Annotated in this window: 22 protein-coding genes; 11 read left to right on the plus strand and 11 right to left on the minus strand. The window is 46.2% G+C overall.

What is annotated here, in order from left to right; genetic code table 11:
* Positions 1-16 precede the first annotated feature (16 nt).
* The 3 genes from FEM33_RS17915 (at position 17) to FEM33_RS17925 (ending at position 5,181) form a co-directional block, all read left to right on the plus strand.
* On the plus strand, positions 17-1,324 hold the full coding sequence (locus FEM33_RS17915) for a HupE/UreJ family protein (protein WP_229214292.1): 1,308 nt from the start codon (positions 17-19) through the stop codon (positions 1,322-1,324).
* Positions 1,325-1,331: 7 nt separating this feature from the next.
* Positions 1,332-3,587 (plus strand): TonB-dependent receptor, encoded by a 2,256-nt coding sequence (locus tag FEM33_RS17920; protein WP_139013359.1) that lies wholly within the window; start codon positions 1,332-1,334, stop codon positions 3,585-3,587.
* 331 nt (positions 3,588-3,918) lie between these two features.
* A complete protein-coding gene (locus FEM33_RS17925; RefSeq protein WP_139013360.1) occupies positions 3,919-5,181 on the plus strand; it encodes a GNAT family N-acetyltransferase in 1,263 nt (420 codons plus the stop codon).
* 544 nt (positions 5,182-5,725) lie between these two features.
* Here the strand turns inward: FEM33_RS17925 and FEM33_RS26565 are convergent.
* The 7 genes from FEM33_RS26565 to FEM33_RS26440 all read right to left on the minus strand — a co-directional run bounded on the left by FEM33_RS26565 (position 5,726) and on the right by FEM33_RS26440 (position 8,624).
* Positions 5,726-6,028, minus strand: a complete 303-nt coding sequence (locus FEM33_RS26565) for a hypothetical protein (RefSeq protein ID WP_201747787.1) — start codon at positions 6,026-6,028, stop codon at positions 5,726-5,728.
* Between the two features lie 54 nt (positions 6,029-6,082).
* The gene (locus FEM33_RS26570; RefSeq protein ID WP_201747788.1) at positions 6,083-6,214 is read right to left on the minus strand and encodes a hypothetical protein; all 132 of its coding nucleotides are present in this window, start codon (positions 6,212-6,214) and stop codon (positions 6,083-6,085) included.
* A 42-nt stretch (positions 6,215-6,256) separates the two neighbouring features.
* Positions 6,257-6,775 (minus strand): hypothetical protein, encoded by a 519-nt coding sequence (locus FEM33_RS26575; protein WP_201747789.1) that lies wholly within the window; start codon positions 6,773-6,775, stop codon positions 6,257-6,259.
* Positions 6,757-7,119 carry an LD-carboxypeptidase gene (locus FEM33_RS27085; RefSeq protein ID WP_139013361.1) on the minus strand — a complete coding sequence of 121 codons (363 nt, stop codon included), beginning with the start codon at positions 7,117-7,119 and terminating at the stop codon, positions 6,757-6,759. The genes FEM33_RS26575 and FEM33_RS27085 overlap by 19 nt, the downstream gene beginning before the upstream one ends.
* Positions 7,120-7,818: 699 nt before the next feature.
* Entirely contained in the window at positions 7,819-7,995 is a 177-nt protein-coding gene (locus tag FEM33_RS17940) for an IS3 family transposase (RefSeq protein WP_139013362.1), read from the minus strand.
* Between the two features lie 114 nt (positions 7,996-8,109).
* Positions 8,110-8,394: a transposase gene (locus FEM33_RS17945; protein ID WP_139013363.1), complete on the minus strand. Its 285-nt coding sequence runs from the start codon at positions 8,392-8,394 to the stop codon at positions 8,110-8,112.
* A 53-nt stretch (positions 8,395-8,447) separates the two neighbouring features.
* On the minus strand, positions 8,448-8,624 hold the full coding sequence (locus FEM33_RS26440) for a hypothetical protein (protein WP_161597182.1): 177 nt from the start codon (positions 8,622-8,624) through the stop codon (positions 8,448-8,450).
* 173 nt (positions 8,625-8,797) lie between these two features.
* On the opposite strand from FEM33_RS26440, the gene FEM33_RS17950 reads away from it, so the two are divergent.
* Positions 8,798-10,255 carry a serine hydrolase gene (locus FEM33_RS17950; RefSeq protein WP_139013364.1) on the plus strand — a complete coding sequence of 486 codons (1,458 nt, stop codon included), beginning with the start codon at positions 8,798-8,800 and terminating at the stop codon, positions 10,253-10,255.
* A 212-nt stretch (positions 10,256-10,467) separates the two neighbouring features.
* Here FEM33_RS17950 and FEM33_RS17955 read toward each other — a convergent pair whose 3' ends face one another.
* The 3 genes from FEM33_RS17955 to FEM33_RS17965 form a co-directional block, all read right to left on the minus strand.
* A complete protein-coding gene (locus tag FEM33_RS17955) occupies positions 10,468-11,826 on the minus strand; it encodes a serine hydrolase domain-containing protein (RefSeq protein WP_139013365.1) in 1,359 nt (452 codons plus the stop codon).
* A 337-nt stretch (positions 11,827-12,163) separates the two neighbouring features.
* Positions 12,164-14,086 carry a S9 family peptidase gene (locus tag FEM33_RS17960; RefSeq protein WP_139013366.1) on the minus strand — a complete coding sequence of 641 codons (1,923 nt, stop codon included), beginning with the start codon at positions 14,084-14,086 and terminating at the stop codon, positions 12,164-12,166.
* 258 nt (positions 14,087-14,344) lie between these two features.
* Entirely contained in the window at positions 14,345-14,575 is a 231-nt protein-coding gene (locus FEM33_RS17965) for a hypothetical protein (RefSeq protein ID WP_229214293.1), read from the minus strand.
* A gap of 269 nt (positions 14,576-14,844) precedes the next feature.
* Between FEM33_RS17965 and FEM33_RS17970 the strand changes: the two genes are divergently transcribed.
* From FEM33_RS17970 to FEM33_RS17980, 3 genes are read left to right on the plus strand one after another with little or no spacing between them, the layout of a single operon-like run.
* A complete protein-coding gene (locus FEM33_RS17970) occupies positions 14,845-15,129 on the plus strand; it encodes a hypothetical protein (protein ID WP_229214294.1) in 285 nt (94 codons plus the stop codon).
* Positions 15,068-16,849, plus strand: a complete 1,782-nt coding sequence (locus tag FEM33_RS17975) for a DUF885 domain-containing protein (RefSeq protein WP_201747790.1) — start codon at positions 15,068-15,070, stop codon at positions 16,847-16,849. The genes FEM33_RS17970 and FEM33_RS17975 overlap by 62 nt, the downstream gene beginning before the upstream one ends.
* A gap of 56 nt (positions 16,850-16,905) precedes the next feature.
* A complete protein-coding gene (locus tag FEM33_RS17980; RefSeq protein ID WP_229214295.1) occupies positions 16,906-19,068 on the plus strand; it encodes a S9 family peptidase in 2,163 nt (720 codons plus the stop codon).
* Positions 19,069-19,444: 376 nt separating this feature from the next.
* On the opposite strand, the gene FEM33_RS26755 is transcribed toward FEM33_RS17980, so the two are convergent.
* Complete coding sequence (locus FEM33_RS26755; protein ID WP_229214296.1) at positions 19,445-19,642, minus strand: hypothetical protein; 198 nt, start codon at positions 19,640-19,642, stop codon at positions 19,445-19,447.
* On the opposite strand from FEM33_RS26755, the gene FEM33_RS17985 reads away from it, so the two are divergent.
* From FEM33_RS17985 to FEM33_RS18000, 4 genes are all read left to right on the plus strand, one after another.
* Positions 19,578-19,721, plus strand: coding sequence for an ATP-binding protein (locus FEM33_RS17985; protein ID WP_229214311.1), 144 nt, complete (start codon positions 19,578-19,580; stop codon positions 19,719-19,721). The genes FEM33_RS26755 and FEM33_RS17985 overlap by 65 nt on opposite strands.
* Positions 19,722-19,873: 152 nt before the next feature.
* A complete protein-coding gene (locus tag FEM33_RS17990) occupies positions 19,874-21,856 on the plus strand; it encodes a response regulator (RefSeq protein ID WP_139013522.1) in 1,983 nt (660 codons plus the stop codon).
* A 520-nt stretch (positions 21,857-22,376) separates the two neighbouring features.
* On the plus strand, positions 22,377-23,744 hold the full coding sequence (locus tag FEM33_RS17995; protein ID WP_229214297.1) for a DUF418 domain-containing protein: 1,368 nt from the start codon (positions 22,377-22,379) through the stop codon (positions 23,742-23,744).
* Positions 23,745-24,056: 312 nt separating this feature from the next.
* Positions 24,057-26,531, plus strand: coding sequence for a tetratricopeptide repeat-containing sensor histidine kinase (locus FEM33_RS18000; RefSeq protein WP_229214298.1), 2,475 nt, complete (start codon positions 24,057-24,059; stop codon positions 26,529-26,531).
* Positions 26,532-26,770: the final 239 nt, after the last annotated feature.

Raw genomic sequence — 26,770 nt, forward strand, 5'->3', positions numbered from 1 at the left:
TTTGAAAAACCCGTTAATGATCATCAGTCACGCAAGAAAGTGGCTGATGACCCTGGTAATTTCTGCTACATGCTGCTTGAATGCCTATAACACGGTGGCGCATCCGATGCCAAACTCGGTTGTATTATTAACCGTACATTCCGATTACATCAGTGCCGAATTGCAGATACCACTTAGTGAATTGCAAGCTGCCATCGGTTTGGCAGTCAATGATTCTTCCGCACAGCTGATCGGCAGGCATGCTCCCCAGCTCCGAGCTTATTTAGTTCAACATATCAGGCCGAAAACAAGAGATGGAAAGCTTTGGCGCGTAACTGTCGGAGCATTAAAAGTGCATGAAACGCAAAATGCCATTCATGGTGTTTACCGCGAGCTTACTGCGCAGCTGGACCTTATCCCACCAGCTGATGCAGATGTCAGAAAATTCATTTTTGACTACGATGCAGTACTTCACCAGGTCGTAACGCATAAGATATTAGTATCAGTAAGCCAGGATTGGGCTGCCGGCAAACTTGCAGAAGAATCTCCCAATCAGGTAGGGGTAATCGAGCTCGATATTGTCAACAACAGGATATTACCCCTGCTAGTTAACCTTGAACCCGGAAATAGCTGGAAAGGCTTTCTATCCATGGTCAGGCTTGGCATACAGCATATTGCCGAAGGTACAGACCACTTGCTTTTTTTATTGGTGCTGCTACTTCCCGCACCGCTGCTATACACACGCAGGCGCTGGACTGGTTTTGGAGGTACCCGGTACAGCCTGTCACGTCTTTTGTGGATTGTAACAGCTTTTACAGCCGGGCATTCTATAACATTATTGCTTGGCGCATTTGGCTGGGTCAGACTGCCGGGGCAACCTGTTGAAATACTGATTGCCTTGTCTATTCTGATTTCTGCCTTACATGCCATGCGGCCATTTTTTCCAGGCAAGGAAACCTGGATCGCTGCCGGTTTTGGGCTGATCCATGGGCTGGCTTTTGCAAACACACTGGAAAATCTATCCCTTGATGCCGGCAGCATGGCACTCAGCATTTTGGGGTTCAATGCAGGTATCGAGCTGATGCAGCTGCTGATTATTTTGGTTACCATTCCCTGGCTGATTTTATTAAGCCGCACACCTGTTTATCGATCTGTCCGGCTTACAGGTGCCGTATTGGCTGCGGTGGCTGCCATTGCCTGGACGGCCGAACGTGTGACCGGAAATGCAAATGCCGGGGGCGCAGTAATCGAACGTATCGCGGATTATGCCCCTTTTATACTTTTGGCTCTGGCTGTGTCGGCGGTTTATTTTACGTTAAAAACCAGGCAAGCAAATAAAGCCTGACTTCCATATGAAATCGTTATTACTCTCATTTTTGCTTTTGATCATCCGCATAGCTGCTTATGCGCACCTGGGTTCGCTGGAAGGGCGCGTGACAGACGCAGCAAGCGGCCTTCCGCTTCGCGGGGTAAGCGTGCAGCTGGCAGGAACAGGTAAGGCAACCTTGACCAATGAACTGGGTCAATATCGGTTTAGTGAGCTGGTGGCATCGGCTTACAAGCTGGAATTCTCATACATTGGCTATGCGCCCCACATTCAGGAGGTGACAGTAACTGATGAATTGACTACAAAAGTCCAAACTAAAATGACCGTAGCGCCTGTTATGCTGAGCACCGTTACAGTATCGGGTTTGAAAGCACATGATCAGCAGTTGATCAGCAGCCTGGATATCCGACTGCGCCCTGTTACCAATTCTCAGGAAATACTCCGGATTGTGCCTGGCCTTTTTATTGGGCAGCATGCAGGTGGTGGGAAAGCCGAGCAAATTTTTCTGCGCGGGTTCGATATTGACCATGGGACTGACATTCGTCTAAGCTTGGATGGCATGCCGGTCAACATGGTCTCGCATGCACACGGGCAAGGTTATGCTGACCTGCATTTTGTGATTCCGGAGCTTGTCGAAACGGTTAATTTCAAAAAAGGCCCCTACACCACCGATATAGGCAATTTTACGACTGCGGGTTGGGCCAATCTGAAAACAAAAACAACTTTGGATAACAGCTTTATAAAACTCGAAGGAGGCCAGTTCGGGACATTTAGGGCGGTGGGCGGACTAGATTTGTTGAGGCGAAAAGACAAAAATCAATCGGCTTACCTGGCTTCGGAATATTCCTATTCGGATTCCTATTTTGACAATCCTCAGAACTTTAAGCGGTTCAACCTGCAAGGAAAATACCACGGCCATTTATCTGCAAATACCAATCTGACTGTAACTGGCTCAACATTCTGGAGTAAATGGAACCACTCCGGGCAAATCCCGAACCGGGCAGTTGCATCCGGGCTCACCGGCTTTTTCGGATCGGTGGACCCTACGGAGGGTGGCCAGACCAGCCGGACCAATTTCAATGCTGAAACAGTAACCGTCACGTCAAGCGGCTATACCTTAAAAAATCAGCTCTTTTACAGCAATTACCATTTTGAGCTTTATTCCAATTTTACATTTTTCCTCAAAGATTCTATCAATGGCGATCAGATCCGCCAAAAAGAAATGCGCGACCTTTTTGGTTATCAGGGCAGCATTGCACGCACCAATTACGTCGGGAATGTAGCCTTGATCTCTACCGCCGGCTTGCAGTACCGCCAGGACCTAACTCGAGGAACTGAACTTTCGCATACCAAAAACCGCACAGAAACACTTGAACGCCAGCAGTACGGCAAAATCAATGAGCTTAATGCAAGTGCTTATCTGGACGAAGTGATCCAATTTTCAGATCGCTTTTCTGCCAATGCCGGCATACGGTTTGATTATTTCCGAAACCAGTATGAAGACTTGCTGCTAACCCCGGCAGCCAAAAGGCGAAGTACATCGGCTATCATTTCGCCGAAATTAAACCTTTACTATACCGCCAATCCCGGCCTGCAATTGTATCTGAACTCGGGCAAGAGTTTTCACTCCAATGATACCAGGGTTGTAGTGGCAGATAATGGCCGCAAAACCCTTCCCCCGGCTTACGGGTTTGATGCCGGTACGATTTTCAAGCCATTTCCGAAGCTTCTGGTCAACGCGGCTGCCTGGTATTTGTGGCTTGCGCAGGAGTTTGTGTATGTGGGCGACGAAGGTGTTGTAGAGCCGAGTGGCAAAACAAGGCGCTACGGCCTGGACCTTTCCATACGCTACGAGCTGACCCGGCATTTGTATGCGGACCTGGATCTGAATGCTGCCAAACCGCGGACAATTGGTGTTGAGGCGGGCCAGGACTATCTGCCCCTTGCCCCTACCCTGACTTCTGTCGGCGGATTATCGCTTCGCAATGCCGGTGCATGGAGTGGATCACTGCGCTACCGTTATATGGGTACAAGGCCTGCCAATGAAGACAACAGCATCGTTGCCAAAGGTTATTTTGTAAATGATTTACAGCTCAATTACACCAGGCCCAGCTATGCGCTGGGACTTTCCGTACAAAACCTTTTTAACACACGCTGGAAGGAAACACAGTTTGCAACCGAAAGCCGGCTGCGAGGCGAGACTGCATCCGTTGAAGAAATCCATTTCACTCCCGGCACGCCATTGGCTGCCAAGCTTAGCTTTACCTATTTTCTTAAATGAGAAAATACCAGATGAATAGCTTGATAGGTGTTCAAGGTAATTAAATAAACCATTTTTCAATTAAAGTTCACGGTTCCGGAATCCCGGTGATCCTTGCTGATTTTTGTTATTTATTACAATCCAGAAAAGGAATGCTTTTAAATAAAATGAAAGCAATAGTCAGGTTAATCAACCGGACGGCGGTCGCATCGTCTGTAAAAAGACGGGAATGGTAGTAACTTTTCCAATTTTCGGCCAGGGCCACTCAATTTGTATTTCCATTTTTATAGGTACGCCTTTAGTACTGATCTTAATAAAATCCGTAAATTCCTGTATACGCTAAATTTACTATATGACTGCTATCTTGTCCAATGCCGATCCCTTTCGTCTGGAAGCTGCCATCGCTCAAAATCACAGCGACCTGTTTTATTTGGATGCCCTTGCGAAAGGAGGAATGGTGCGGCAGGAAACCGGTTGCAGCTGGACCTACATACCCGAAGAACAGTGTGGGGACATCCTTTTTCCTAAGCAGCTTAATGGCACTGCTGCGCTGGATGCAATGTTCGACTTCTATCGGACGCACCCGGTGCGCGACCTGTGCTGCTGGTCCCTGAATCCTCCTGAGACAACCGATCTGGATGTTCTGCTCCTGGCAAGGGGATTTCAGCCAGGATGGAAGCCATGCTGGATGGCGCTTGAGATTTCCGCAATTCGCCCCAGCTTTGTTGCGCCAGCAGATCTTGTGATAAAACCAGATAATGAAATGTCGCTGAGCGCCATTGCCGGTCTTCCTTATGCTGGAAACAATGATCTTGGAAACAAGAACCTACCGCAGCTAAATCCCAAACAGGTGCAGCGTTTCGTAGCCCTGAAACAGGGACGGGTCGTGGCGCAGACCTTGATGCTATTTGGTGGCGGTGTCGCAGGTATCTACAATGTCGGTGTAGTACCCGAGTACAGTAGGCAAGGCATAGGTAAAGCCATTGTTACAGCAGCTTGCCTACATGCCTTTCAGGAAGGCTATCATTATGTGACGCTGAACGCCAACTCCAATGGTCGACCATTATATGAGCAGTTGGGTTTTAAATGGATCAATGATGGCCTTACCTGGTCCATCACTGATGACCGACTGAATACCCGTTCCCCCGGCCCCGCACAGGTGGCCTTGGCAGAGGCCATAGGCAAAGGCGATTTAACCATGCTTGACAGTCTTCCGGCTACTGACTTGAATGTGCCGCTTTGCAATGGCATGCGACCATTAGAGCTGGCTGCACATTTCAGGCAAACGATCTGTGCTGAATGGCTGATCGCGCACGGAGCTTTGTGCAGCGTTCTCGATGCTTGGGATATGGGATGGAGAGATCGCAGTGCCGCCCTGCTTGCCGACGATCCCGAAGCGGTAAATCAATTGTATGGAGTCTATCAGTATACCCTGCTGCATGTCGCTGCAGAAAGAAATGATAGTGTGCTGGCGCAATTAGTCTTGTCCTTTGATCCTAACCTGCAGCTTCGGGACATGGTATACCAAGGCACCGCATTGGAATGGGCTAGGCACCTGCAACGAAAGGAGATAGAAGCATTAATCGGCATCCATATGTCAGGGGTAAGCGACTGAGGAGGCAAATGCTGTTGCACAACTTTTACTGGCAATTACTATCTCACTTGGCTCGTCACCTTACACGTTGAGAATTGTACTGACGATAGAGAAGAATTTTCGATTGACCACCTATGGAAACCTCGTAGGCTTTAACGCCAGTAGGATTGTTACCGATTAGCAGTATTCGAGTTGTGCAACAGCTACGGGAGTATTTCAGAACAATTGCTTTTTATCAACCTAAACTCTGGACAGTAGAATTTTTAATGAATTTGGCCTATGAAGAAGTGTCGGCTTTTCAAACTGAAACATCCTGTGCAGTCCTGCCGGTCAGGACTATTCTTTTATCCAGATATTCAGATTCTTAACATGTTGGCAGTACTATAAGGGAGCTTAACAGACATGCTTTTTGCAAAAAAGTTTAACATTAGATTAAGAGCAATTTTCAGACTGCAACATTTCCTCTCATTTTAATATGATGAGTCCGTGTAAACACTCTTTCAAATAATGCCTGGCAGGCTGGTTCACCAAATCTGACTGCATGGAAGGCTGGAAAAAATGGCAGCTATTTTTGCCCTTGAAATACCCTGTTAAAAGGTGTTTCGGCAACTCTTGTAAAGCTGCTGAATCCGGCCAGGATTGCAACCTCTTCTAACGCATCATCACTGGCAACGGTTCCTAAAGCGTAAGGCCCAAAGGCAATGGCATTCGGCGTACAACATAATACGGATGCTCCCGAGTACACACGGCCGACCGGATTGAAGTTTTCTTCCGTCTTTCTTCCGGCCATAGGTTCTATCACCATTACCGCCCCATCCTGTGAGAGCGCTTTATAAGCCTGCTTCAAGGAGCTGACAGGATCACCCATGTCGTGAAGGCAGTCAAAATAAGTGATCAGATCATTGTTCTCACCAGAAAATTCCTAGGCGCTGGCTACATTGAATTTGACCCTGTTTTCCACCCCTTGCTCTTTGGCAATCTGATTGGCACGCTCAATGGAAGGCTGATGATTATCAAAACCAAAGAAAAGAGAGTCAGGAAATGCCTGGGCCATGATCATAGTAGAAATACCATGCCCGTGCCAATGTCGGCAACCTTAGCGCCTGTTTGAAGTTTTTGTACGGCTCCTTCTACTGCCGGTAACCAGTTCTGTAATAAATTTCTGATGTAACTGGGTTTGGAAAAAGCGTTCGGTACCCTGAAATAAATCATGGTGGTGCTCACCCCATAGCATTCCTTTTCCGGTACGAAAGCCGTCTATGATCCGCTCATTTGCCTTGTTCATCGCGTTCACAATCTGAAACCCGCCTACAACATAAAACGGGCTGTCCTCTACCGTCAGGGCCATAGCGTGCTCATCAGGCAAAGTGTATTTTTTGCTCGGCGGATCATAGTCCAAGTATCCCCCGGCTGCCTGGTTAACAAGCCATTCCCGCACATAGCGCGGATCAGTATTGGTTTTCTGAGCCAGTTCTTCGCTGGAAAGTGGGCCGGCAAAAGCCATCGCTTTGTATAAACCCAATTTATCGCCAATGTAGCATAGTGGAGCACTGAAGGCAGCGCCGAAGTCTGTTACTACCTCCCCCAGAAAAGCTTCTATTTTCTGATTATCCATGGTAGGCACTTCGGCCCAATAAAAGGTTTCGGGTTCTTTGATATTAACTCGTAATCAAGATAGCCGAGCAACTGGTTAGAATGATTTCCTCCAATGGAACAAATTATGGCACTTATGCTGGAATCCGAAAACATCTCGTGGATATCATCAACTCTGGCCTTTATGGAGTCCGAAACATATCCAGTAGAGCTGAGGGCATTTTGCGCTGGCCTAACATTCAGCCCCATTCTTTTAAGGCAATCCACACTTTGCTTGTAGCGATGCGGAAACGCTCCGGCGCCACCAAAAGACGGAGAGATCACTCCGATTGTGTCGCCAATATGAAGGCATCTTGGTGTAAACATTAAATCTTTTTGGTTTTGTAGTGATCTTCTTTCAGATTATAAGACAGTTTGAATTTGAGTTTGCGGTGTATTTGGTGATCTTCCAAATTCCGGACAATCAAAGCTGGAAAATCGGGCTTTTTTTCTTCTCTTTTCACCAGCAACCCGACTTCATTTGATGCCGTCCGCGGTTAAATTCCCAAGTGAACTGTGTGGCCGAAAACTGTTAATTTGATTCGCCAACTAATTAAATGAACTAATCGCACCGGCTACCAGGCTGTTTTTACAATTTTGTCCAACTGTTCAGAGCTCTAAGACAGGACGAAACTCGAACCGCATTATTTGCCCTATGCAAAACCAGCTTAGAGCGGAATGATTGTCAAGGGTTCTGACGAAGGAGGAACTTGCAAAGCCCTTGACAATCATGGAGCGAAGGCTAGCTTTGCATTGGTAAATAAGACGCATAGTCTTCTAAACTGATTTGCCAAAACAGTCCGAATAATAGGGGGTCGAAACAGTTGGACAACTGCCATCCAACGATATAGCGGCTATACAGATCAATTGTGGCTGTCAGATACTTAAACCATGCTTCATTGGTATATAGCTGATGTCCAAAGCCCAAACCTGATTGGGACGGTTAATTTGAAGGCCTCTGAGTAAATATGGGTGAATGTATTTTGCTTTTCCCAAACGGCTAAGGTTACGTTTTGGATAAATCGGCTAAATAGCCATCTTCCTCATCAGCCGACGGATGCGCTTGACATTGTAGTCCAGCCCTTTTTCACTCAGCTCATCCTGCATTCCCAGCACACCCAGGGTTGGATCAGAAAGGAACAGCTTATCCATAGTCTTCATCAGCACCAGGTTTTCTTTCGCTTCGGCGATCCGATTTTTCACCAGCAGGCCTGTAATACAACTGGCTGCGGTTAATGCTCAGAATTTCTGACTGCCGACGAATGCTCAATGGGTGGCTAGTATCGATCAATGCTATGCGCTCTTTCATAGACTGGCTTATTTTAAGCTTTTTTTTAAATAGTCGTTCTCCACCTGTAGCTGACCAATCTGCTTAAAAAGATTGTCAACATCCACGGATTTTTCCTCATTGGCTGTTTCATCTCCGAAAGCCTTCTCAGCCCGTTCCAGAAATTCACGCTTCCATGCAGAGACCTGCGTCGGGTGGATTTCAAATCTGGTTGCCAATTCAGTCAGTGACTGCCGCTCTTTTAAGGCTTCAACGGCTACTATCGCCTTAAACTTTGATGTAAACTTTCTCCGGCTTTGTTTCATTTTGTTCATCGGTTTTATGTTAAGTTACTAAACTTAACCGATGGTCTCAATTTTGGGGAGTATTACACAGTTTCTTCCTCGCTGACTGTTTCATCTCCGAAAGCCTTCTCAGCCCGTTCCAGAAATTCACGCTTCCATGCTGATACCTGGGTTGGATGAATCGCCAGGCGACCCTGTTCAAATCTGGTCGCCAATTCGCTTAGCGATTGCCGCTCTTTCAAGGCTTCAACGGCTACCATCGCCTTGAACTTTGCTGTAAATTTTCACCGGCTCTGTTTCATTTTGTTCATCGGTTTTATGTCAAGTTAATAAACTTAATCGATGGTCTCAATTTTGGGGAGTATTACAGCAGAGATCTTTGCTTACATAATACTAAATATGTATATGTGACACTCCTTTTCTGCTGCTCTCCATGAAACACCTTTTATCACTAATCGTTTGGTTAATTAACTGGATGCCAGCTGGTGCGCAGTCCACTTCGTACTCCAGAGATGTGAATGAAAAAATTCGGCAGGTCGAGCAACGCTTAGCCTCAGGTATACGCCTGCCTGCCGATAAAGACTGGACCATCCAGGAACGAATGCAGTACTATGACGTGCCCGGGATCAGTATTGCAGTAGTGAATAATTACCAGATCGAATGGGCCAAAGCCTACGGATGGGCTGATGCTGATCAGCGCCGGCCTCTCACTACCCAAACCCGTTTTCAGGCAGGTCGGATCAATCAGGCCGTACATGGAACAGGCGTCATGGTCCAGGTACAAAACAAAAAAATCGATCTTTTTGCCGACATTAATACTTACCTGACCAGCTGGAAGTTTCCTTATGATTCGGTTGCAAAAGGGAAGCGGATCAACCTTATGCAGTTGCTGACTCACCGGGCAGGCCTTGTGCCCGTTCTATTTTCAGGTTACCCGGTGGGAGTACCTTTGCCTACTGTCGTACAAATTCTAGAGGGTCGCAAACCGGCCAGTACGCCGGCTATCCGGTCTGTTTCCGAGCCCGGCGTCAGGACAAAGTACTCTGGTGGCGGCCTGATGATTTCCCAACAGCTGCTCATGGACGTGACCGGCCAGACCTATGATCCATATATGTCAGAGAATGTGTTCAAGCCGCTAGGAATGATAAACAGTTCTTATATCCTGGCTTCTGGTAAGGACGATGACTTAGCCAGTGGCCACGACTTTACCGGTCAGGTAATAGAAGGGCACTACAAAATTTATCCTGAACAGGCTGCTACGGGCTTGTGGACTACCCCCAGCGATCTGGCCCGTTATATGATCGAAATGCAACTGGCATATGGAGGAAAGTCAGGTCAGGTGCTGACACCAGAAACCGCTCGGCTGCAGTTGATGCCCTATGAGGGTAGCTCAAACGCTGTGGGCCTGAATACATTTCCCGATGCGCAGCCTCCGCTCTTCACCGATTCATATGGCCCGTCTACGGCAGGATTCAACGTTTCCTTTGTAGAAAGCCTGACACAAGGCTATGGCGCCGTAATCCTGATGAATTCCGTTAACGGCTTTATTGCCGATGAAATCCTGAATAGCATTGCACGCGTTTATCAATGGCCAAATTTTTACAAGCCTACGGTCCGGCAAACAGTAGTTGTTCCTGAGTCAGTTTTGGAAGCCTATGTTGGCAATTATCAGGAAGACAATCTCATTTATACTATTACACGAGAAAACAACAGGCTGTTTGAGCACGTCAAGGGTAGCAGTCGGGCTGAACTATTCCCCAAGTCCCCCACCCAGTTTTTCTTTCGCAGCTTTGACGCAGAGGTTGAGTTTGTCCGGGATGCGTCGGGAAAGGTTGTCAAGCGGACGATGGTATACAATGGGCAAAAAAGTGAAGCAAAGCGGATCAATTAATTGAATTACTTGTAGGGGTTCATAGTTCCGCTGCATCGAATAGCCGGTAAAATTCAGGGCAATGCTACGTTTTATTTTTCATTGCTGACTTTACCATCCATAGGTCTCACTACCAGGCCTGTTCCCTGATGCGTTCTTTTGTTCAAGTGCAGCGAATGTTATGAACCAGCACACATTAATGCATTTAATTCTTCTGTGTCGCCATGCTTGCTCTACTCTCGCTTCAACACAAAATATCCATAAACCTCATCCATGCTTAGTCCTGTAACCTGACCTTTTTGTTCTTGAAACAAATAATTGCTATTCCCATCCGACCACATATTTCCCTTGCTATAATTAAGCGTTTGAGGCTTTTCCTTTTCAAGTGCTACAAGAAGAGAGAGGCCGTTTTTACTAATTTTTACATTCATGTCCTGGCCACGTCCTCTGCCTTTGTAGCTACCTGTAAATTTTGTTAGGTCATCCCGAAACTGAACAGGCTCATTGAATTGGAAATCCTTTAAAACAAGATCTGCTATTTTATCAGCAACCTCCCTTGCACCAACACTGGTGGTGTTGATCAAAACAATGATGCTTACATCTTCATCCGGAAAATAACTGTTCTGGGAAAGAAAGCCGTTAATTCCCCCACCATGTTCCACAAGGCGTTTTCCCTTCCAATTTGTTACTGTAATGCCCTTTGCATACCGAGTCACCGTATCGTCGTTCAGGCTTACAGGTGTTAAAAATTCATTATAACTTTTCTTATTAAGGATTTTCCCATGATGCAGAGCATTGTTCCACTTCTCCAGATCTTCTACAGTAGAGCACAATGAACCTGCTGAAAAAGGCCAGGTATGATCAAGATATGCGGCTCTCACCAACCCTTTTTCGGCTTTGTCATAACCGTGAGCCCTGTTTTTGGTAATCTTCTGTTCGCTGCAGTAATAGGAGTTTGTCATCTGTGCCTTATCGAACAAATTCTTTTTAACATATTCTTCGTAGGACATTCCACTCACCTTTTCGATGATCAGGCCCAACATGAAAAATCCCGTATTATTATAAATCAATGCTTCACCGGGTTCGAAATCAAATTGTTCTTTTTCGACAATGCGTAAATGGGTATCTCTGCTATGTTTTTGAACCGATAACATTTCAAAACTGGGTAGCTCAGTGTATCCTTTAATGCCGGAGGTGTGACTCAGTAACTGTCGTATCGTAACTTTCCTGTTACGGGTATTAAAATCCAGATACTTTTCTATATCATCATCCAATGTTATTTTCCCTTGTTCGGCAAGCTGCAAAATGGCTACTCCGGTAAATTGTTTCGTAACCGAGCCAATTTCGAATGAAGCATTAATCGGAAGCTTGACATCCAACTCCAGATCAGCGAACCCATAGGCCTTATGAAACAAAGGTTTGTGGTTTTTAAAAACACCGATGGCCATGCCTGCCGCTTCAGTTTTGTCGATGTGCGGTTTGACAATACCATCAATCTTGGCTTCCAGGCCGGAGTCAGTTGAGGACTTGTTTTGGTTCTTCTCGCAGGAAAGAATTAACAACAATGGAAGCAAACCAAGTAAGTATTTCATAAAGCCAAAATATTGAGGTTGACTAGGATACAAATTAAAGATTTAATAGATTTTTAAACCTTGATTATCTCCAAATAATCCGGTTCATTTTAAAATGTTAATTAAGCTAGCTTTTTATTAATGAGATGAATTTGAATCCGCAACGCCCTATTTTATTCGCAACCCTCCGAATCTGCCAGTGGGAATTGCGATAAAAAATAAGCATCAAGTTAACGAATATCCAGCACCATCAAAGATGCAATTAAAATGCTTTATAGAATTGATGAGTGGCTGTAAGTGTAGCGAATGTAATGAACCATCAAAGCTAAGAAGTGCATTGCTCTATCAGGGTCATACGCTATTTAGCAACCTGTTTCTTTTCTCCGGATTTTAGATATTTATCCAAAAATACAAGTGTCCTGCTGTCCGTAGTGATCTGGTTCTTCTTCTTTACAAAGCCATGGCCTTCATCGGGATATAGGACATATTCCACAGGCACACCATTCTTTTTGACACCGGCTACAATTTCGTCACTTTCTATTTGCAACACACGCACATCATTGGAACCCTGAAATACGATCAGCGGTTTTTTGATTTTTGTGTAATTGTATAATGGCGATGTGTTTTTTAGCATGACGCTGTCCTTTGAATCGGGATCGCCCATTTCGTCATACAAAGCCTTTTTCGCCGACTCCCAATAAGGAGGTATACTGCGCAGCGTACGCAGCCAATTGGCAACACCAAACAAATTCACCCCGACCTTGAATTCGTCCGGATGGAGCGAAAGAGCATTCAGCACCATGTTACCTCCATAGCTGCCGCCCAAGATTCCAATTGCATTGCTATCTATATACGCTTGTTGGCTCAGCCATTTTTTTCCCCAAATACAGTCTTTCAGGTCACCATAGCCATGGTCTTTATTGTCGAGTTTGTAAAATTCCTTTCCATAGCCACTGCTACCGCGGTTATTAACAGCGAGTACCGCATAGCCATGGTTAACCAAAAACTGAATACTGTTGCTGAAATCGGTCCGACTCTGGCCACCAGGACCGCCGTGTACCCAAACCAGGGCCGGCACCGGATGATCCTTGTCGGCCTGAAGGGGTTTATAATAAATTGCAGGAATCTTCCGGCCGTCAAAAGAGGTAAACCGGACTACTTCTGCAGGAACCAGATCCTGCTGGTCAACCGCTTTGTTAAGCGTGCTGGTGAGCTGCTTTACGTTTTTGGCTTCTGCATTATACACATATAAATTAGAAGGGCTCGTGCTGCTGCCTACAGTGAGCAGGAAATTCTTTTCACTCCTGCTGATGGCCACATCCTGGATCTCTCCACCTTTGATATCCGGAAAACTGACCGGCTTGATCGTGGCATGGTCAAACAGGAGCACTTTATTCTTGCCATCTTCATTGATGTAAATGGTATGGTACTTTTCATTTTCGCTTAATCCGAAACCAACCACGTCCCATTGGGTTTCAAACATTTTTTGGCCTTTACCACTGGCTATGTTGTACCTGACCAGATAAGCAAATTCTGCTTCGTCATTGGTGATGTAGTACAATGTACTGTCGTTTTTTTCAAAGCCCGAAGCGTACCAAACCGCCTCATGATCATTGCTTATAGCCTTGATGGATTTATCGGTGCGGTCAAATAGATACAAATCTTCCTTATCCGTTGTAATGCTTTTGCCCAGTGCAATGTATCGTTCGCTTTTGCTGACAGAGGAAATGTTGTAAGCCTGATCATTTTTAAAAAGCAACACCGGCTCCCATTGAAGCGTATCGAGCTTCCACAAATCAAATACCTTGGGATCTCGTTTGTTGCTCACCACATACATGGCCTTTTTGTCTTCGCTCCACCCGAAGAAATTGTTTTTACTGCCTGGCCACGGCGTGATGTCCTTTGGCCTGGTGCTTCCTTTTTTACTCAGATATAAATGGTTGTTTTCATCGCCGTTATTGTCAGCTGAATAGATGAACGCATCCTGGCCCGGAAGATAGTCAACCGAAAAAAAGGACTCCTTGCCAGATTCTGTTAACGGCATGCTGACAGAGTCGGCCATGTTGATCTGGTATACATTGTAAATTCCGGTCACATTGCTGCTCAGCAGCACTCCGGATTCATCTGCATTAAACCCTGATCCGAATACGTTTACATTATTTCGCAGCTGCTCTGCGGAATATTGTTTCGGGATTCTCAATTTCTGTGTATCGCGTTGGCAGATGCCAAGTGCCGCAAACAGGACAGGAAGTACATACAGGAGTTGGTAGTTGCTTTTCATATTCATTAGGTTTAAAAATGTTTGATAAGACATAAGACATATGAAAATTGAGCTTTCCAGTTATAAAAGGCGTTTTGCTTAGTCGGTAGTGGGCTATCGTCGCTAAAATCACACATTCCTTGTAGATAATATGTTGCCCAGTGTGGGTGTTAGCTTGCAAAATGGCTTCCAACAATACCTTGTATTTCGTCGGATTCGTACAGCGCCTAAGCTGTTCACTTAAATGCAAAAAACTTTAATAACTAATGGTGTTCATGATTAAACGCTTTCGCCCCCGCCCGGCTCATGCGCAGCATAATTAGAGCCGAGTAGCGTGTGAAATCTGGCTTGCTCACCGGAAACGGTCATTGCATTCACAAAGCCGCCAATCCGCTTAATGTCTTTCAGAGCATTTGGATTCAAGAGCATAGACGCGTTCTGTGCCAGGAATGCCATGCCGGATAAGCTGCCCGCGCGTACCCAAAGCAGGAAAAAGCAATGTTTTTTCATGGGAAAAAGGATACTTTGACCAAACATAACAGGTAATTCCAATACCTTGGTCACTGGCTGATCACCTTGTCCCAAACTTTATAGTTTTTGTCTCAAACCAGCTGGTTACACGCTCCATAAGCAGAGATCTTTGCTTCCATTCAACTCAGTTGCTACGATCCTTTACGCCCATTTCTTCCATGAAACATTTGGCTTCAATGGTTTTTTCACCCCTTTACCTGGTCGCAGCAACCTATCCTGCTCCTGGGCAAAATCCCTCATCCACCCAAATGCCTACTCTGAATGGCCAGACAGGCAAGGATGTCAGGAAAGACTCCATGATCTCCGGGCAGATGCTGTTTTCCCTGGCGCGGCTAAATCCGGAGAAGCCGGCGCCTATCCGGCCACGATTTGGCAGGACACCATTTCATTTATTGATAAAACCTATTCCACTTTATTCTACCCATGGCAACCTTGAAACGAACCTGGAAATACTGGATATCCCGCTCGTTATTGCTGATTCTGTTGATCGCTGCCGGCTGGCTTATCAATCTGATCTGGTTTCGCCCGTTTAATATTCGGCATTTCTACGACCGCGTTTTTATTACCGGCATGCTGCGTAGTCCGGAAACAATCACCTATCTGGGTCTGCCTGTCCTGTATGACTGGACCAAAGACAAATGGGATGATGCAACGGATGCTCAGCAATGGCGCAGTTTTGAACAAATGAAAGACGATTTCCAGATGCTGCAGCACTATGATTTTGAGAGTCAGTCGCCGGAGAATAAGTTAAACACCAAAATTCTAAGCTGGTATTTGGAAAGTAACACAGACGGCAAAGTATTCTTCTACTATAATTACCCGCTCAACCAGATGGATGGAGCCCAGCTTGAAGTTGTCGATCTGCTACTGAACAAGCACAAGCTACGGAACCGAAGCGACATGGATGCCTATATTACCCGACTTAAAGGCATTGCCACCAAGTTTGATCAGGTATTGCAAGGGCTGATCATCAGAGAGCATAAAGGCATTGTCCCACCCAGGATTATTGTGCAGCGAGTGCTGGAACAGATGAAAGCATTTATAAATGGTGAAATTAGCAAGAACGTACTTTACACCAATTTCAATCAAAAGATAGCACGCATCAGGGATGTATCAGCGGAAGAAAAAAAGATCTATTCCAACCGGGTTGCCAAGGTTATCCGGACATCCGTTTTTGGCGCTTATCAAAAACTAATCCGCTACAACCAGTTCTTATACCAGCGTACTTCTCCGGATGAGGGCGTCTGGAAGCATCCTTATGGTGATGACTATTATAGTCATCAGCTAAGAATTCATACCACGACCGATCTAAGCCCGGAGCAAATACATCAGATTGGTTTACGCGAGGTTCGCCGGATTACGCAGGAAATGAGGGCCATTTTGAAAAGTCAGGGTTATGCCGATACCAGCCATACGATTGGAACGGTTCTTCAGCGGCTGGCTAAAGAACGTCGCTTTTTGTATCCAGATACACCCGCTGGCAAAGGGTTGATTCTGGCTGAATATAAACGCATTATTGACGACGCCAGTAAGCGGGTGGATGTCGCCTTTACCCTTCGCCCGAAAGCCTCCATAACGGTTGAGCCAATGCCCGTGTTTCAGCAAAATACAGGCGCTCTCGGTAAGTATGATCTGCCTGCCCTGGATGGCTCGAAAGGAGGAGTTTTTGTGGCGAATCTGCGAACGGCATCCGAACACCCGAAATTTTCCATGAAGACGCTTGCCTATCACGAAGCTATCCCCGGCCATCATTTCCAATTGGGTATACAGACCGAACTAAAAGGCTTGCCCATCTTCCGTACTGTCATTCCCTTTAACGCGTATATCGAAGGATGGGCTTTGTACAGCGAGCAACTGGCTTATGAAATGGGCTTTTACCAGCATGATCCGTTCGGAAACCTAGGCCGTTTGCGTGATGAGCTATTTCGAGCCGTCCGACTCGTGGTCGATACAGGAATTCATTATAAACGCTGGTCACGAGAGCAGGCCATTACCTATATGGTTGCCAATACGGGCTGGGCTACCAGTGCCATAACAACTGAAGTCGAGCGGTATATAGTCTGGCCGGGTCAGGCCTGCTCGTACAAGATTGGAATGATGAAGATTCTGGAACTACGTGAAAAGGCCAGACAAGCACTTGGTTCCCGGTTCGATTTAAAGCAGTTTCATCAAGCCGTGTTGGCCAATGGCTCTGTGCCACTGCCCATTTTAGAAGAAATTGTCAATACTTACATCCAGCAGACAAAACCTTGATTGAATATTAAGAAATAAACCCAACCTATTTTTTACTTACCTCTAATCCCATGTTTATGCCATTTGCTACCAAAATGATTCCGCTAGGGATGCTCATCCTGACTCTGACAGCCTGTCAGTCCGGCGAAAAGTCCGACCCAATAATGCAGCAATCCAACTATCCTCCCCCTCCGACTGTGACCAGCAAACCGCAGACGTTCACCGAACACGGCTACTCCCGTGTAGATAATTACTTCTGGCTCAAAGATAAAACCAACCCGGAAGTAATCAACTATCTGAAAGCCGAAAACACTTATACAGACACCGTACTGGCGCATACGAAGGCCTTGCAGGATAGGTTATTTGCCGAACTGAAGGGTCGGATCAAAGAGGAAGATGAGTCGGTGCCTACTCTTAATAATGGCTACTATTATTACTCGCGCGACCAAAAAGGCAAGCAGTACAGTATTTTTTGCCGAAAGAAAGGAGCGCTTACTGCCCCGGAAGAAGTTCTGCTGGATTGCAATAAAGTATCCGAAGGCAAATCAGCGTTCATTTTTGCAGGATATCAGATTTCTGACGATAACAACATCTTTGCCTACGCCAGCAATTTCACCGGCTCTTATGCAGAGTTTACACTTAAGTTTATTGACCTGCGCACCGGTAAGCCGCTGCCCGACGTGGTGGATAAGGTCGTGGGATTTGCTTGGTCGGCCGACAACAAGACATTTTTTTACACGACCTATACCCCAGCTTTAAGGCCGTATCGAGTGATGCGCCAGCAGCTTGGCGCGAAGGCACCAGCCTCGCTGGTGTATGAAGAAGAAAATGAGCTATTCAATGTGTATGTAAGCCGCAGTAAATCGAAGAAGCTTATTTACGTGACAACGGAGAGTTTCACGAGTTCGGAAACCCGGTTGCTGCCCGCCGATCAGCCCACGACTACGCCTGTCATATTTCTACCTCGCCAGAAGGACATACAGTACAATTTGAACGATCACCCGGACCATTTTTTTCTGATGTGGAAAGACCCGCGGAATAAAAACAAGAAAGTATATGCGCTACCCAAAACGGGTTATCAGGACCGCAAAACATGGCAGGAAGTCATTCCACATAATCCTAAAACACTCATAGAGCGCATAGATGTGTACCAGACGTTTATGGTGATTCAGTCGCGGAGCAACGGGTTAGTAAATATTCAGGTGCGCGATTTACAAAATGGCCAGACGAAAAATGTTGATTTTCCGGAACCGGTCTATGCTGCTTCAGAGGTCAGACTACCCGAATTTGATGCGAAGCAGATCCGGTATGCCTATACCTCGCTGAACCGTCCAAACTCGACTTTTGAGTACGACGTTGCAACAGGCATAAGCAAACTGCTCAAGCAACAGGAAATTCCTAGTGGCTTCGATCCTGATAAGTACGAGGTAAAACGGCTGTGGGCACCCGCTAAAGATGCACGGTCCGGCGTAACGGTGAAAATACCGATGGCAATTGTCTACAAAAAAGGGCTGGACCTAAACGGCCAGAATCCAACGCTGCTGTACGCATATGGATCGTACGGGGTCACTATGGATGCCAACTTCAACCGCAACGTGTTTAGTCTGGTGGACCGTGGATTTTTGTATGCCATTGCGCAGATTCGGGGCGGTTCTGACCTGGGCGAAGCATGGTATGAAGACGGTAAACTACAAAAGAAATTGAACACGTTTACGGACTTCATTGCCTGTGCCGAGCATTTGATCGCCGAGAAATACACCAACCCCAAAAAGCTGGCCATCGAAGGTGGCTCAGCAGGTGGGCTTCTCATGGGTGCGGTAACGAACCTACGGCCTGACCTTTTTCAGGTAGTAGTTGCTAAAGTGCCGTTTGTAGACGTCATCAACACGATGCTGGACACGAGTCTGCCGCTAACCACGCAAGAATACGAGCAGTGGGGCAATCCGAACGTCAAGGCCGATTACGACTATATCCGGCAGTATTCGCCTTACGATAATGTGGACAAAAAGGCCTATCCGAATATCCTTGCTACTGGCGGATTGAACGACTCGCAGGTCGGCTTTCAGGAACCCACCAAATGGGTGGCGAAGCTACGTTCGTACAAAACCGATCAGAATCTGGTTTTACTGAAAACTAATATGGAATCGGGGCACGGCGGGGCTACAGGCCGCTTTGATTACCTGAAAGAAGAAGCACTGATTTACGCCTTCATCCTGGATCGCTTGGGATTAACAAAGTAAGGTAACAAACCTAGCGCCTGTTTCAAACTTTACAGTATTTGTCTCAAATGACATGGCCTCTCTATGCATAAGCCACTTATTTAAGAGTGGCTTATGCATTTAGTCACTGGATTTTTGATTCTGTACACACCATGAATTACCACCGTTTACCCTTCCTCTTTTTTATAAGCCTCATAGTTCTGTCCAAAGGGTTGCCTTAGCAGCCTACTCCTAACCACCGGATCACTCGAACGCATCTGCTTCGACCATATTACCGTAGATTATGGGCTTAATCCAGAGTTGGTAAATAGAAAGATTTTCCAGCTTTTCTTCATCACCAAGCCGACAGGCGAGGTAACGGAGTTAAATTTGTTATAAAGAAATGCCTTACGCTGTTTCAGAACAAACCAGACAACACACCATTTCTGGCTATCTGCCAATGATTTAGATTTAAAAGCAGCATCTGACGAATACCGGAATGATCCAAGTTTGGCACAACGGCAAGTATTCCCGACTCGGTAAAGCCTAAAATATTCCAACCATTTTTCACTACTAAGCCTACGACGGGCGAGGGTACCGGCTTGGGCTTGTTCATGAGCTATAACATCATCACCAAAGGACATAGAGGAAGCTTAACAGTTGACAGCACGTCCAACGGGGAGACCAATTTATGATTACCCTGCCGCTTTTATATTTCAACGGTTAACGATTGCAAAACATGAATCAACTTGTCAGTCGTCCAAAGTTTTACCGTTAAATATCAGGTTATTGACAAGCCGGAATATTCGATTATTTTTGTTTGCCACCCTAAGACCTTACTCCTTTGATGACGACCAAAATTCTACTGGCCGATGATGAAACAGATCTGGAAGACTTATTCCGTCAGCAGTTTCGTCAACAAATTCAAGCAAAAACCTACGAATTTATTTTTGCCACGGACGGCCAGCAGGCTCTGGCCATTCTCGAGCAACATCCCGACATTGATGTGCTGCTGAGTGATATTAACATGCCCATTGTCGATGGCTTGACCTTGCTCACCAAAGTACCGCAAGTAAACCCCAGATTACGAACGGTTATTATCACCGCTTATGGCGACATGAGTAATATTCGTACCGCCATGAATGAGGGCGCCTTCGACTTTTTGACCAAGCCCATTAAGTTCTCTGACCTGAAAAAAACGCTGGAAAAAGCCATTCACTCCGCTGCACAACAACGTGAACTGGTTGAATTGAAAGTGATGGATGAGATGAAAACACGTTTTTTTGCCAACATCACCCATGAACTCCGCACCCCACTCTCGTTAATAGTTGCTCCCGTAGACAATCTGCTGGAAACGGCTGAGCTTCCACCCGCCCACCAATACCAGTTGGCTACTGTACAACGCAACGCTCGTCAATTACTGCGGTTATTCAATCAATTGCTGGATATCAACAAACTCGAAGCCCAACAGATGAAACTGGCCAACGAGGTAGGCGATTTGCCCGAATTCGTCCGTCAAATCGTTGAGCTGTTCCGCCCCTCAGCCAATATTAAACAACTGTCACTAAGTTATCAGACCGATTTTCCAACCGGCAACTATGTTTTCGATGCCGATAAATGGGAGAAGATCCTGTACAATTTACTGGCAAACGCCATCAAATTTACCGAGGCCGGGGGAATTTGTGTAAGTCTATTTAAAACATCAGCAACGGCCCAGTTGCTGGTGAGTGATAGCGGTATTGGTATTGATGCTGAACAGCTGCCCCATATTTTCAACCGGTTTTATCAGGTCAATCAGTCATCCAGCCGAACCCCAATTGGTACCGGCATTGGCCTGGCACTGGTACACGAATTAGTCGTCCGACTGGGCGGTACTATTCGGGCCTACCAGCAGGAAACCGGTTCGGGTACCCACTTCCTGGTGGAGCTACCCATCCAATCAGCAGGCGCTGAAGGAGCTTCGTTCAACCTGAGCTCACTTCCCCAGCCCGATTTATTAGCAGCACCACCTATAACAGTCAGTTCTCACGCTGAATGGGTATCCGAACAGCCCGAAACGGCCCCTCTGCTCCTGATCGTCGAGGACAATTCTGAACTGCGGGAGTTTATGATGACTGAATTAATTACTACGTTTCGGATTCGGTCAGCCGCCAATGGGTATGATGGCTGGTTGATCGCCAAAGACGAAATGCCCGACCTCATCGTGACGGATCTTGTGATGCCCGTCCAGACCGGTCCGCACCTGGATGGCTACGCGCTAATTGAGCAACTCCGGCTTCATCCAGAAACCGATCATATTCCAGTTGTGCTGTTAACGGCAAGTCATGATCCGGCAAAGCGGCTGCACGGCTTACGGGCTGGCGTCGACGACTACCTGACCAAACCGTTTAGTATGGGTGAGTTGCGGTTACGTCTACGTAACATTCTGAACCGGCAGGATAAACTGCGGGAAGCGTATCGCCGACAACTTTCTGAGCTCCAAGCTAATCAAAGATCCGAGCCAATGGAAACGGTTCAGGACCAGTTTCTAAATCAGCTGTATCAAATCCTGGAAAGCCGACTCGATGATTCGACGCTGAGTGTCGAATGGCTAGCCGACGAATTAGCCATGAGCCGTCGAAAGTTACACCGTAAGCTTCAGAGTTTGCTGCAATTATCTCCTCACGATGTGATGCGTCAATATCGGCTACGGAAAGCTGTTGATCTACTGCGAGTAGGCTATAATGTATCGGAAACGGCGTATAAAGTAGGCTTTGAGTCTCCCTCCTATTTTACGAAGCTTTTCAAAGAGTTCTACCATCAGACGCCTACCGATTATACGCAGCATTAATGGAAAATCTATTCTTTTCAAACAAAGCATGAACGACGTAATGGTTACAGCTAGTCCTCTTATAAAAACTGTCTTGTATTAATATTAAGTATCCATTACACTTGTCCACAAGAATCATAGTCTAGTTTCAAGCGTGACAGAAAGGCCAACTCCAAAATACGTGTCCCAACACATGGAAAACGGAGCCAAACAGGAAAATGTAACTTGTTAACTCCCGCTTGTCCTAAACGAGACAGGCTTTGTCCCAAACGAGCTAGGTACGGCCAAAGCCACCAGGCTATCTTTGGTCTATTCGAACACCTATCCCCTTTCTAACGCCATGAAACGCTCCGTAGACACAATCTTTACGCTGGTAGTAATCGCTTTCGTTGGGATCTTTTGCATTACCTTGTTGATATCTACATCACGCTTAATTAGAAGCGTAGAAATTCCTCAGATCGTACTTCCAACTGACTTCTAGCCTCCCGAATCAGTGTTCAATTCCAAGTCCAAATTTCCTTTCACCATAAACCTATTCTCTATGAGCATGCCAGTAACTGAGGCTGCCCCAGCCAACATCACTGCACCACGTCCCGTAGCGCAAGCCGAACGTATCCAGATTATCGACATCCTGCGAGGTGTAGCCCTGCTGGGCATCCTGATGATGAACATTCCCGTGTTTTCTATGGCCGACCGATTTTCGGATACCTTCCGCAACGATCCGACCAACGTCAATTTCTGGGTCAGTGCTGTCATTACCGTGCTTTTTGAAGGTAAGATGCGAGCTTTGTTCTCCATGATCTTCGGAGTAGGTATCATCTTGTTTATCGCTCGGAAAGAGCAATCGGGTCAGGCAGTAACGGGCCTGTTTTTCCGGCGCATGGGCTGGCTGGTACTGTTCGGCCTGATTGATTCACACGTGCTGCTCTGGATGGGTGACATTCTATATTTCTATGGGATCATCGGGATGATTGCCTTCTGGTTCCGAAAAATCAAACCGGGCTATCTGGCGTTGGGCGTAATTCTGGTCGCCATCTTTGACAATGTGATGTATGTATCCTTTTATCAGGATATGCGCAACAAACGGCTGGCTTACGTGGCTGTTGAACAGCAGCAGAAGCAGGGGCATAAACTGACGGCGGCCCAGGAGCAGACCGTTAAAGACTGGCAAGACGTACAAAAATCGTTTTTACCCAACAAAGTCGAAGCTGCCGAGCATACCCGGCTCATGAAGTCGCCCGATTATTTGACAGTTGCTTCACGTTATCGAAAAGAGGTATGGGATTTTCAAACCAAATACCTGCTTCATGGAATCTGGGACCCGCTCGCGCTGATGTTACTGGGTATGGCGCTTTACAAATGGGGGTTCGTGACAGGCCAATGGCCACGACGACGTTATATTCAAACCATGCTATTGGGCTACGGGCTGGGCCTGCCGCTGGTAATGTTTAGTTTTTATTACGGCTACAGTCGGCACATCACCGATTCAGAGGCCTTCATCCGGTATATGGAAAAGCATTCAATTATCTGGGCCAATCTGATTTATCCATTCCAGCGCATTCTGCTGGTGATGGCCCATGCCAGTTTAATAATTCTGATTATACAATCCCATAAGGGACAGGGGCTCCAGTATCGGCTGGGTGCAATCGGCCAGATGGCCTTTACCAACTACGTCATGCACACGGTAATCTGTACACTGGTATTCTACGGCTATGGCCTCAACCAATATGCCGAGTGGGAATTCTATCAACTGTATTTTCTGGTAGCTGCTATCTGGGTTCTGCAATTGATTGTCAGCCCTATCTGGCTGCGTCACTTCCAGTTTGGGCCCCTCGAATGGGTATGGCGAAGCTTGACCTATTGGCAACGGCAGCCATTCCGCCGAACTATACCGGTTTCAAAGCTTTAAAATCAAGAAAGCCTGAGAATGGAATTTATATTATCCATCTCAGGCTTAACGCTCATCGCATGAAATTGTTTCTACTCTTTATTTTTATGAATCGAATTCACCTGGTAGCCTGAGGGCAACCTATTTTCCGCCTTGACAATTTATCTCAACAAGGGAATCATTCTCAACTAACAAGTATTTATTTGCTTACATTTAATTCGTATCTTGGCTTTGCTATCTTTCACTGCCATGCATCGATGTGTAGTAACTTGTTTGCTCTTTTGGTTCACTATTCAGGTGGTACTGGCCCAGTCTCAGCCAATTAACAGCACTTTGAAGGCTAGAATTGATAGTCTGCAGAGATTGCTGACCAAACCGTCTTCCTCTGATACGCTGAAAGTTATCCGATTACATGCACTTGCCCGACTATGCTTTGCTGATTTACAATTTAAGCGTGGACTACTGGCCACCAGACAAGCCCAAATGCTTACCAAACAAGTACAATATGCCAATGGAGTGGGACTATATCAGCAAACATTAGCCGCCTTTACTTATACAACAAGTCTGTGGTATTATTACGAGTTCCAGTCGGGCATAGCTGCTGACAAGCATCAGCTGGCTCCACCCTTCAAATCTGGAATGAGTTTTAGTCTCGGTTATCCGCTTAGCCTAGATTATTCAGCCGTAAATCGACAGTTGGAGACGGCCTTAACTTACTTTACCGCGGAACAGGATGCCGAGATGATGGCCGTTATCCTATGTTTTATCAGTACAAACTATCGCTATCTGCATAAAGTTGATGAAAGCTTAAAGTACTTAGACCGTTCCATCCAAGCTTTCCGGCAAGCCCATCAATTTGAAGCTTTTTATTACTTATTAGCCTATAAAACCCGGCTGCTCCAAGGACCGAATCGGTTGCCAGAAGCCAAACGTTTAGAAGGTCTCGTCAACCAATTTATGACCAGGCACGCCAACAGCCGGCAAGCCGCCCTGATTGCCTATCAACTGAGCTGGTATTACGTAACCAGGAACCAACTAGTTCGCTCTTTTGAGGTATCCTTTAAGGCCAATGCTGTGTTGGAGCGCCAAGGTGAAGTGCATCTTCGCCCATTTATCCTTGAAAATTTAGGATATATATATACCACTCTGAAGGCACCTAAAAAAGCATTGGCTTACTATAAACAAGCAGCCTGGCTATTGGAAAAAACCAATAACCAGTCAAGGCTGGCCTGGATGTACAATAAAGTAGCGTTCACCTTAATCGAATTAAAACGCTTCGATGAGGCCAACGACTACATTATCAAAGCAAAACGTCTTGCAGATACCGGACTCGGGTCCTTGCAGCCCAAAGTAGATTTAGCAAAATATTATGACGCTACAGGACAGCGGTTGATGGGCCTGGGGCATTATCAGCAAGCGGTGCCTAACCTCTTAAAAGCACTCCAGATTGACCATACACCAGGTGGCAATGGTCTAGCGTTCTATTTTAATTTTTATCTCGCCCAATGTTACCAAAAGCTGGGTAATTTCCCGGCTAGTATCAGCTACGGCCTGAAAAGCTATCAAAAAGCCATTGGCGATAGCAGTAGTGACGGCCGGGTAATCACGTTGAAATCAAGCCAACTTTTGGTTGAAAATTACCAGCGACAAGGGCAGCCTATGGCCGCTTATCCATATCTGAAAACATATTACTTGTTTCGCAAGGCAATGGACGACCAAAATGCGGCCAATCGCCTAGCGGAAATTGAAATTCAGACGATTATCCAGAAAGCTGAGCAGGACAAAGCTCGTTTAGAACAATCTCGTTTGTTGAAAGAGAAAGAAAACCTGCAGCAGCGCTGGTGGTTGTTTAGCAGTGCAGCGGCCCTCGTCTGCACACTGATTTTACTGAGCTTGCTTTACCGAAACAATCAGCACAAGCAGCGAGCCAACAGCTTATTAAACCAGCAAAAGCAGGAAATAGAGCGTCATCGATCCAAGGCGGAAAAAGCATTGCAGGACTTAAAAGTGACGCAAGACCAACTTATCCAAAAGGAAAAACTGGCTAACCTGGGCGAACTAACGGCAGGCATCGCTCACGAGATTCAAAATCCCTTAAACTTTGTTATTAATTACTCGGAAGTCAGTGCCGACCTGCTCAACGACCAAAAGCTGGCGTTAGTTAAAAGTGATTTTCAGGGAGCGCAATTGATAGCTGACGACTTAATACATACCCTGCACAAGATTCTTCATCACGGAAACCGGGCTAGTAGTATCGTTAATGGCATGCTGGAGCACAGTCGCCTAGATTCTGGAGAGAAGCGGCCGATTAATCTCAACGCTTTGGCCAATGAATGTTTCAAGCTGGCTTTTCACGGCCTGCGGGCTAAGGACACCGCCTTTAATTGTCAATTGGTAACCGAATTAGACACTCACCTGGACCCGGTAACAGTAGATCCACAGGAAATTGGGCGGGTCCTGCTCAACCTTTATAACAATGCCTTCTATGCAGTCCGAGCGCGTCAACAGCAATCCGACGCTACTTATCAACCGACAGTCATAGTTACCACCGCGAAGACCAAAGAAGGGGTTCAGATAAGCGTTAGTGATAATGGTATCGGAATGCCCGAAAGCGTTATGCAGAAAATATTCCAGCCTTTCTTCACCACCAAACCCAATGGGGAAGGCACAGGGTTAGGGTTGTCTTTGAGTTATGATATTGTTACTAAAGGGCATGGGGGCTTGCTGAGGGTGGAGAGCCAAATGGGCGTTGGGAGCGTCTTTACCATCCAGTTGCCCCAAGCAGATCAATCGAATGTCTTGATTTGAGGCAGAGTTCCTTAAGATGAAACGCCCCATGAGTTTACCACAGGAATTGGTTGTTGGAAATACTACATCAAAGATCCAGATTTGCTGCTAAACGAAATACTGAAATCTCACTCCTTTCTAACTTTTCTCCCATCTAGTTTAATGGTTATCTCCAAGCCAAAGGCTTCTACTTGCCATATAATGGTATTATGGAATAAAATACTACTTGGCAAATATTCAAGTGTAATACTCCCCAAAAT

The sequence above is a fragment of the Dyadobacter flavalbus genome (assembly GCF_006149045.1).
Taxonomy (GTDB): Bacteria; Bacteroidota; Bacteroidia; order Cytophagales; family Spirosomataceae; genus Dyadobacter; species Dyadobacter flavalbus.

Bases quoted from the DNA above. Each gene is read 5' to 3' on its own strand.
- FEM33_RS17950 (WP_139013364.1), top strand. From the start codon at position 8,798: ATGAAACACCTTTTATCACTAATCGTTTGGTTAATTAACTGGATGCCA.
- FEM33_RS26575 (WP_201747789.1), bottom strand. From the start codon at position 6,775: ATGGATAATCAGAAAATAGAAGCTTTTCTGGGGGAGGTAGTAACAGAC.
- FEM33_RS17925 (WP_139013360.1), top strand. From the start codon at position 3,919: ATGACTGCTATCTTGTCCAATGCCGATCCCTTTCGTCTGGAAGCTGCC.
- FEM33_RS17990 (WP_139013522.1), top strand. From the start codon at position 19,874: ATGACGACCAAAATTCTACTGGCCGATGATGAAACAGATCTGGAAGAC.
- FEM33_RS17965 (WP_229214293.1), bottom strand. From the start codon at position 14,575: ATGAAAAAACATTGCTTTTTCCTGCTTTGGGTACGCGCGGGCAGCTTA.
- FEM33_RS17955 (WP_139013365.1), bottom strand. From the start codon at position 11,826: ATGAAATACTTACTTGGTTTGCTTCCATTGTTGTTAATTCTTTCCTGC.
- FEM33_RS26755 (WP_229214296.1), bottom strand. From the start codon at position 19,642: ATGAACAAGCCCAAGCCGGTACCCTCGCCCGTCGTAGGCTTAGTAGTG.
- FEM33_RS26570 (WP_201747788.1), bottom strand. From the start codon at position 6,214: ATGGCCCAGGCATTTCCTGACTCTCTTTTCTTTGGTTTTGATAATCAT.
- FEM33_RS17960 (WP_139013366.1), bottom strand. From the start codon at position 14,086: ATGAAAAGCAACTACCAACTCCTGTATGTACTTCCTGTCCTGTTTGCG.
- FEM33_RS17915 (WP_229214292.1), top strand. From the start codon at position 17: ATGATCATCAGTCACGCAAGAAAGTGGCTGATGACCCTGGTAATTTCT.
- FEM33_RS17970 (WP_229214294.1), top strand. From the start codon at position 14,845: ATGCCTACTCTGAATGGCCAGACAGGCAAGGATGTCAGGAAAGACTCC.
- FEM33_RS26440 (WP_161597182.1), bottom strand. From the start codon at position 8,624: ATGGTAGCCGTTGAAGCCTTGAAAGAGCGGCAATCGCTAAGCGAATTG.
- FEM33_RS26565 (WP_201747787.1), bottom strand. From the start codon at position 6,028: ATGGGTGATCCTGTCAGCTCCTTGAAGCAGGCTTATAAAGCGCTCTCA.
- FEM33_RS17980 (WP_229214295.1), top strand. From the start codon at position 16,906: ATGCCATTTGCTACCAAAATGATTCCGCTAGGGATGCTCATCCTGACT.
- FEM33_RS17945 (WP_139013363.1), bottom strand. From the start codon at position 8,394: ATGAACAAAATGAAACAAAGCCGGAGAAAGTTTACATCAAAGTTTAAG.
- FEM33_RS17920 (WP_139013359.1), top strand. From the start codon at position 1,332: ATGAAATCGTTATTACTCTCATTTTTGCTTTTGATCATCCGCATAGCT.
- FEM33_RS27085 (WP_139013361.1), bottom strand. From the start codon at position 7,119: ATGTTTACACCAAGATGCCTTCATATTGGCGACACAATCGGAGTGATC.
- FEM33_RS17995 (WP_229214297.1), top strand. From the start codon at position 22,377: ATGAGCATGCCAGTAACTGAGGCTGCCCCAGCCAACATCACTGCACCA.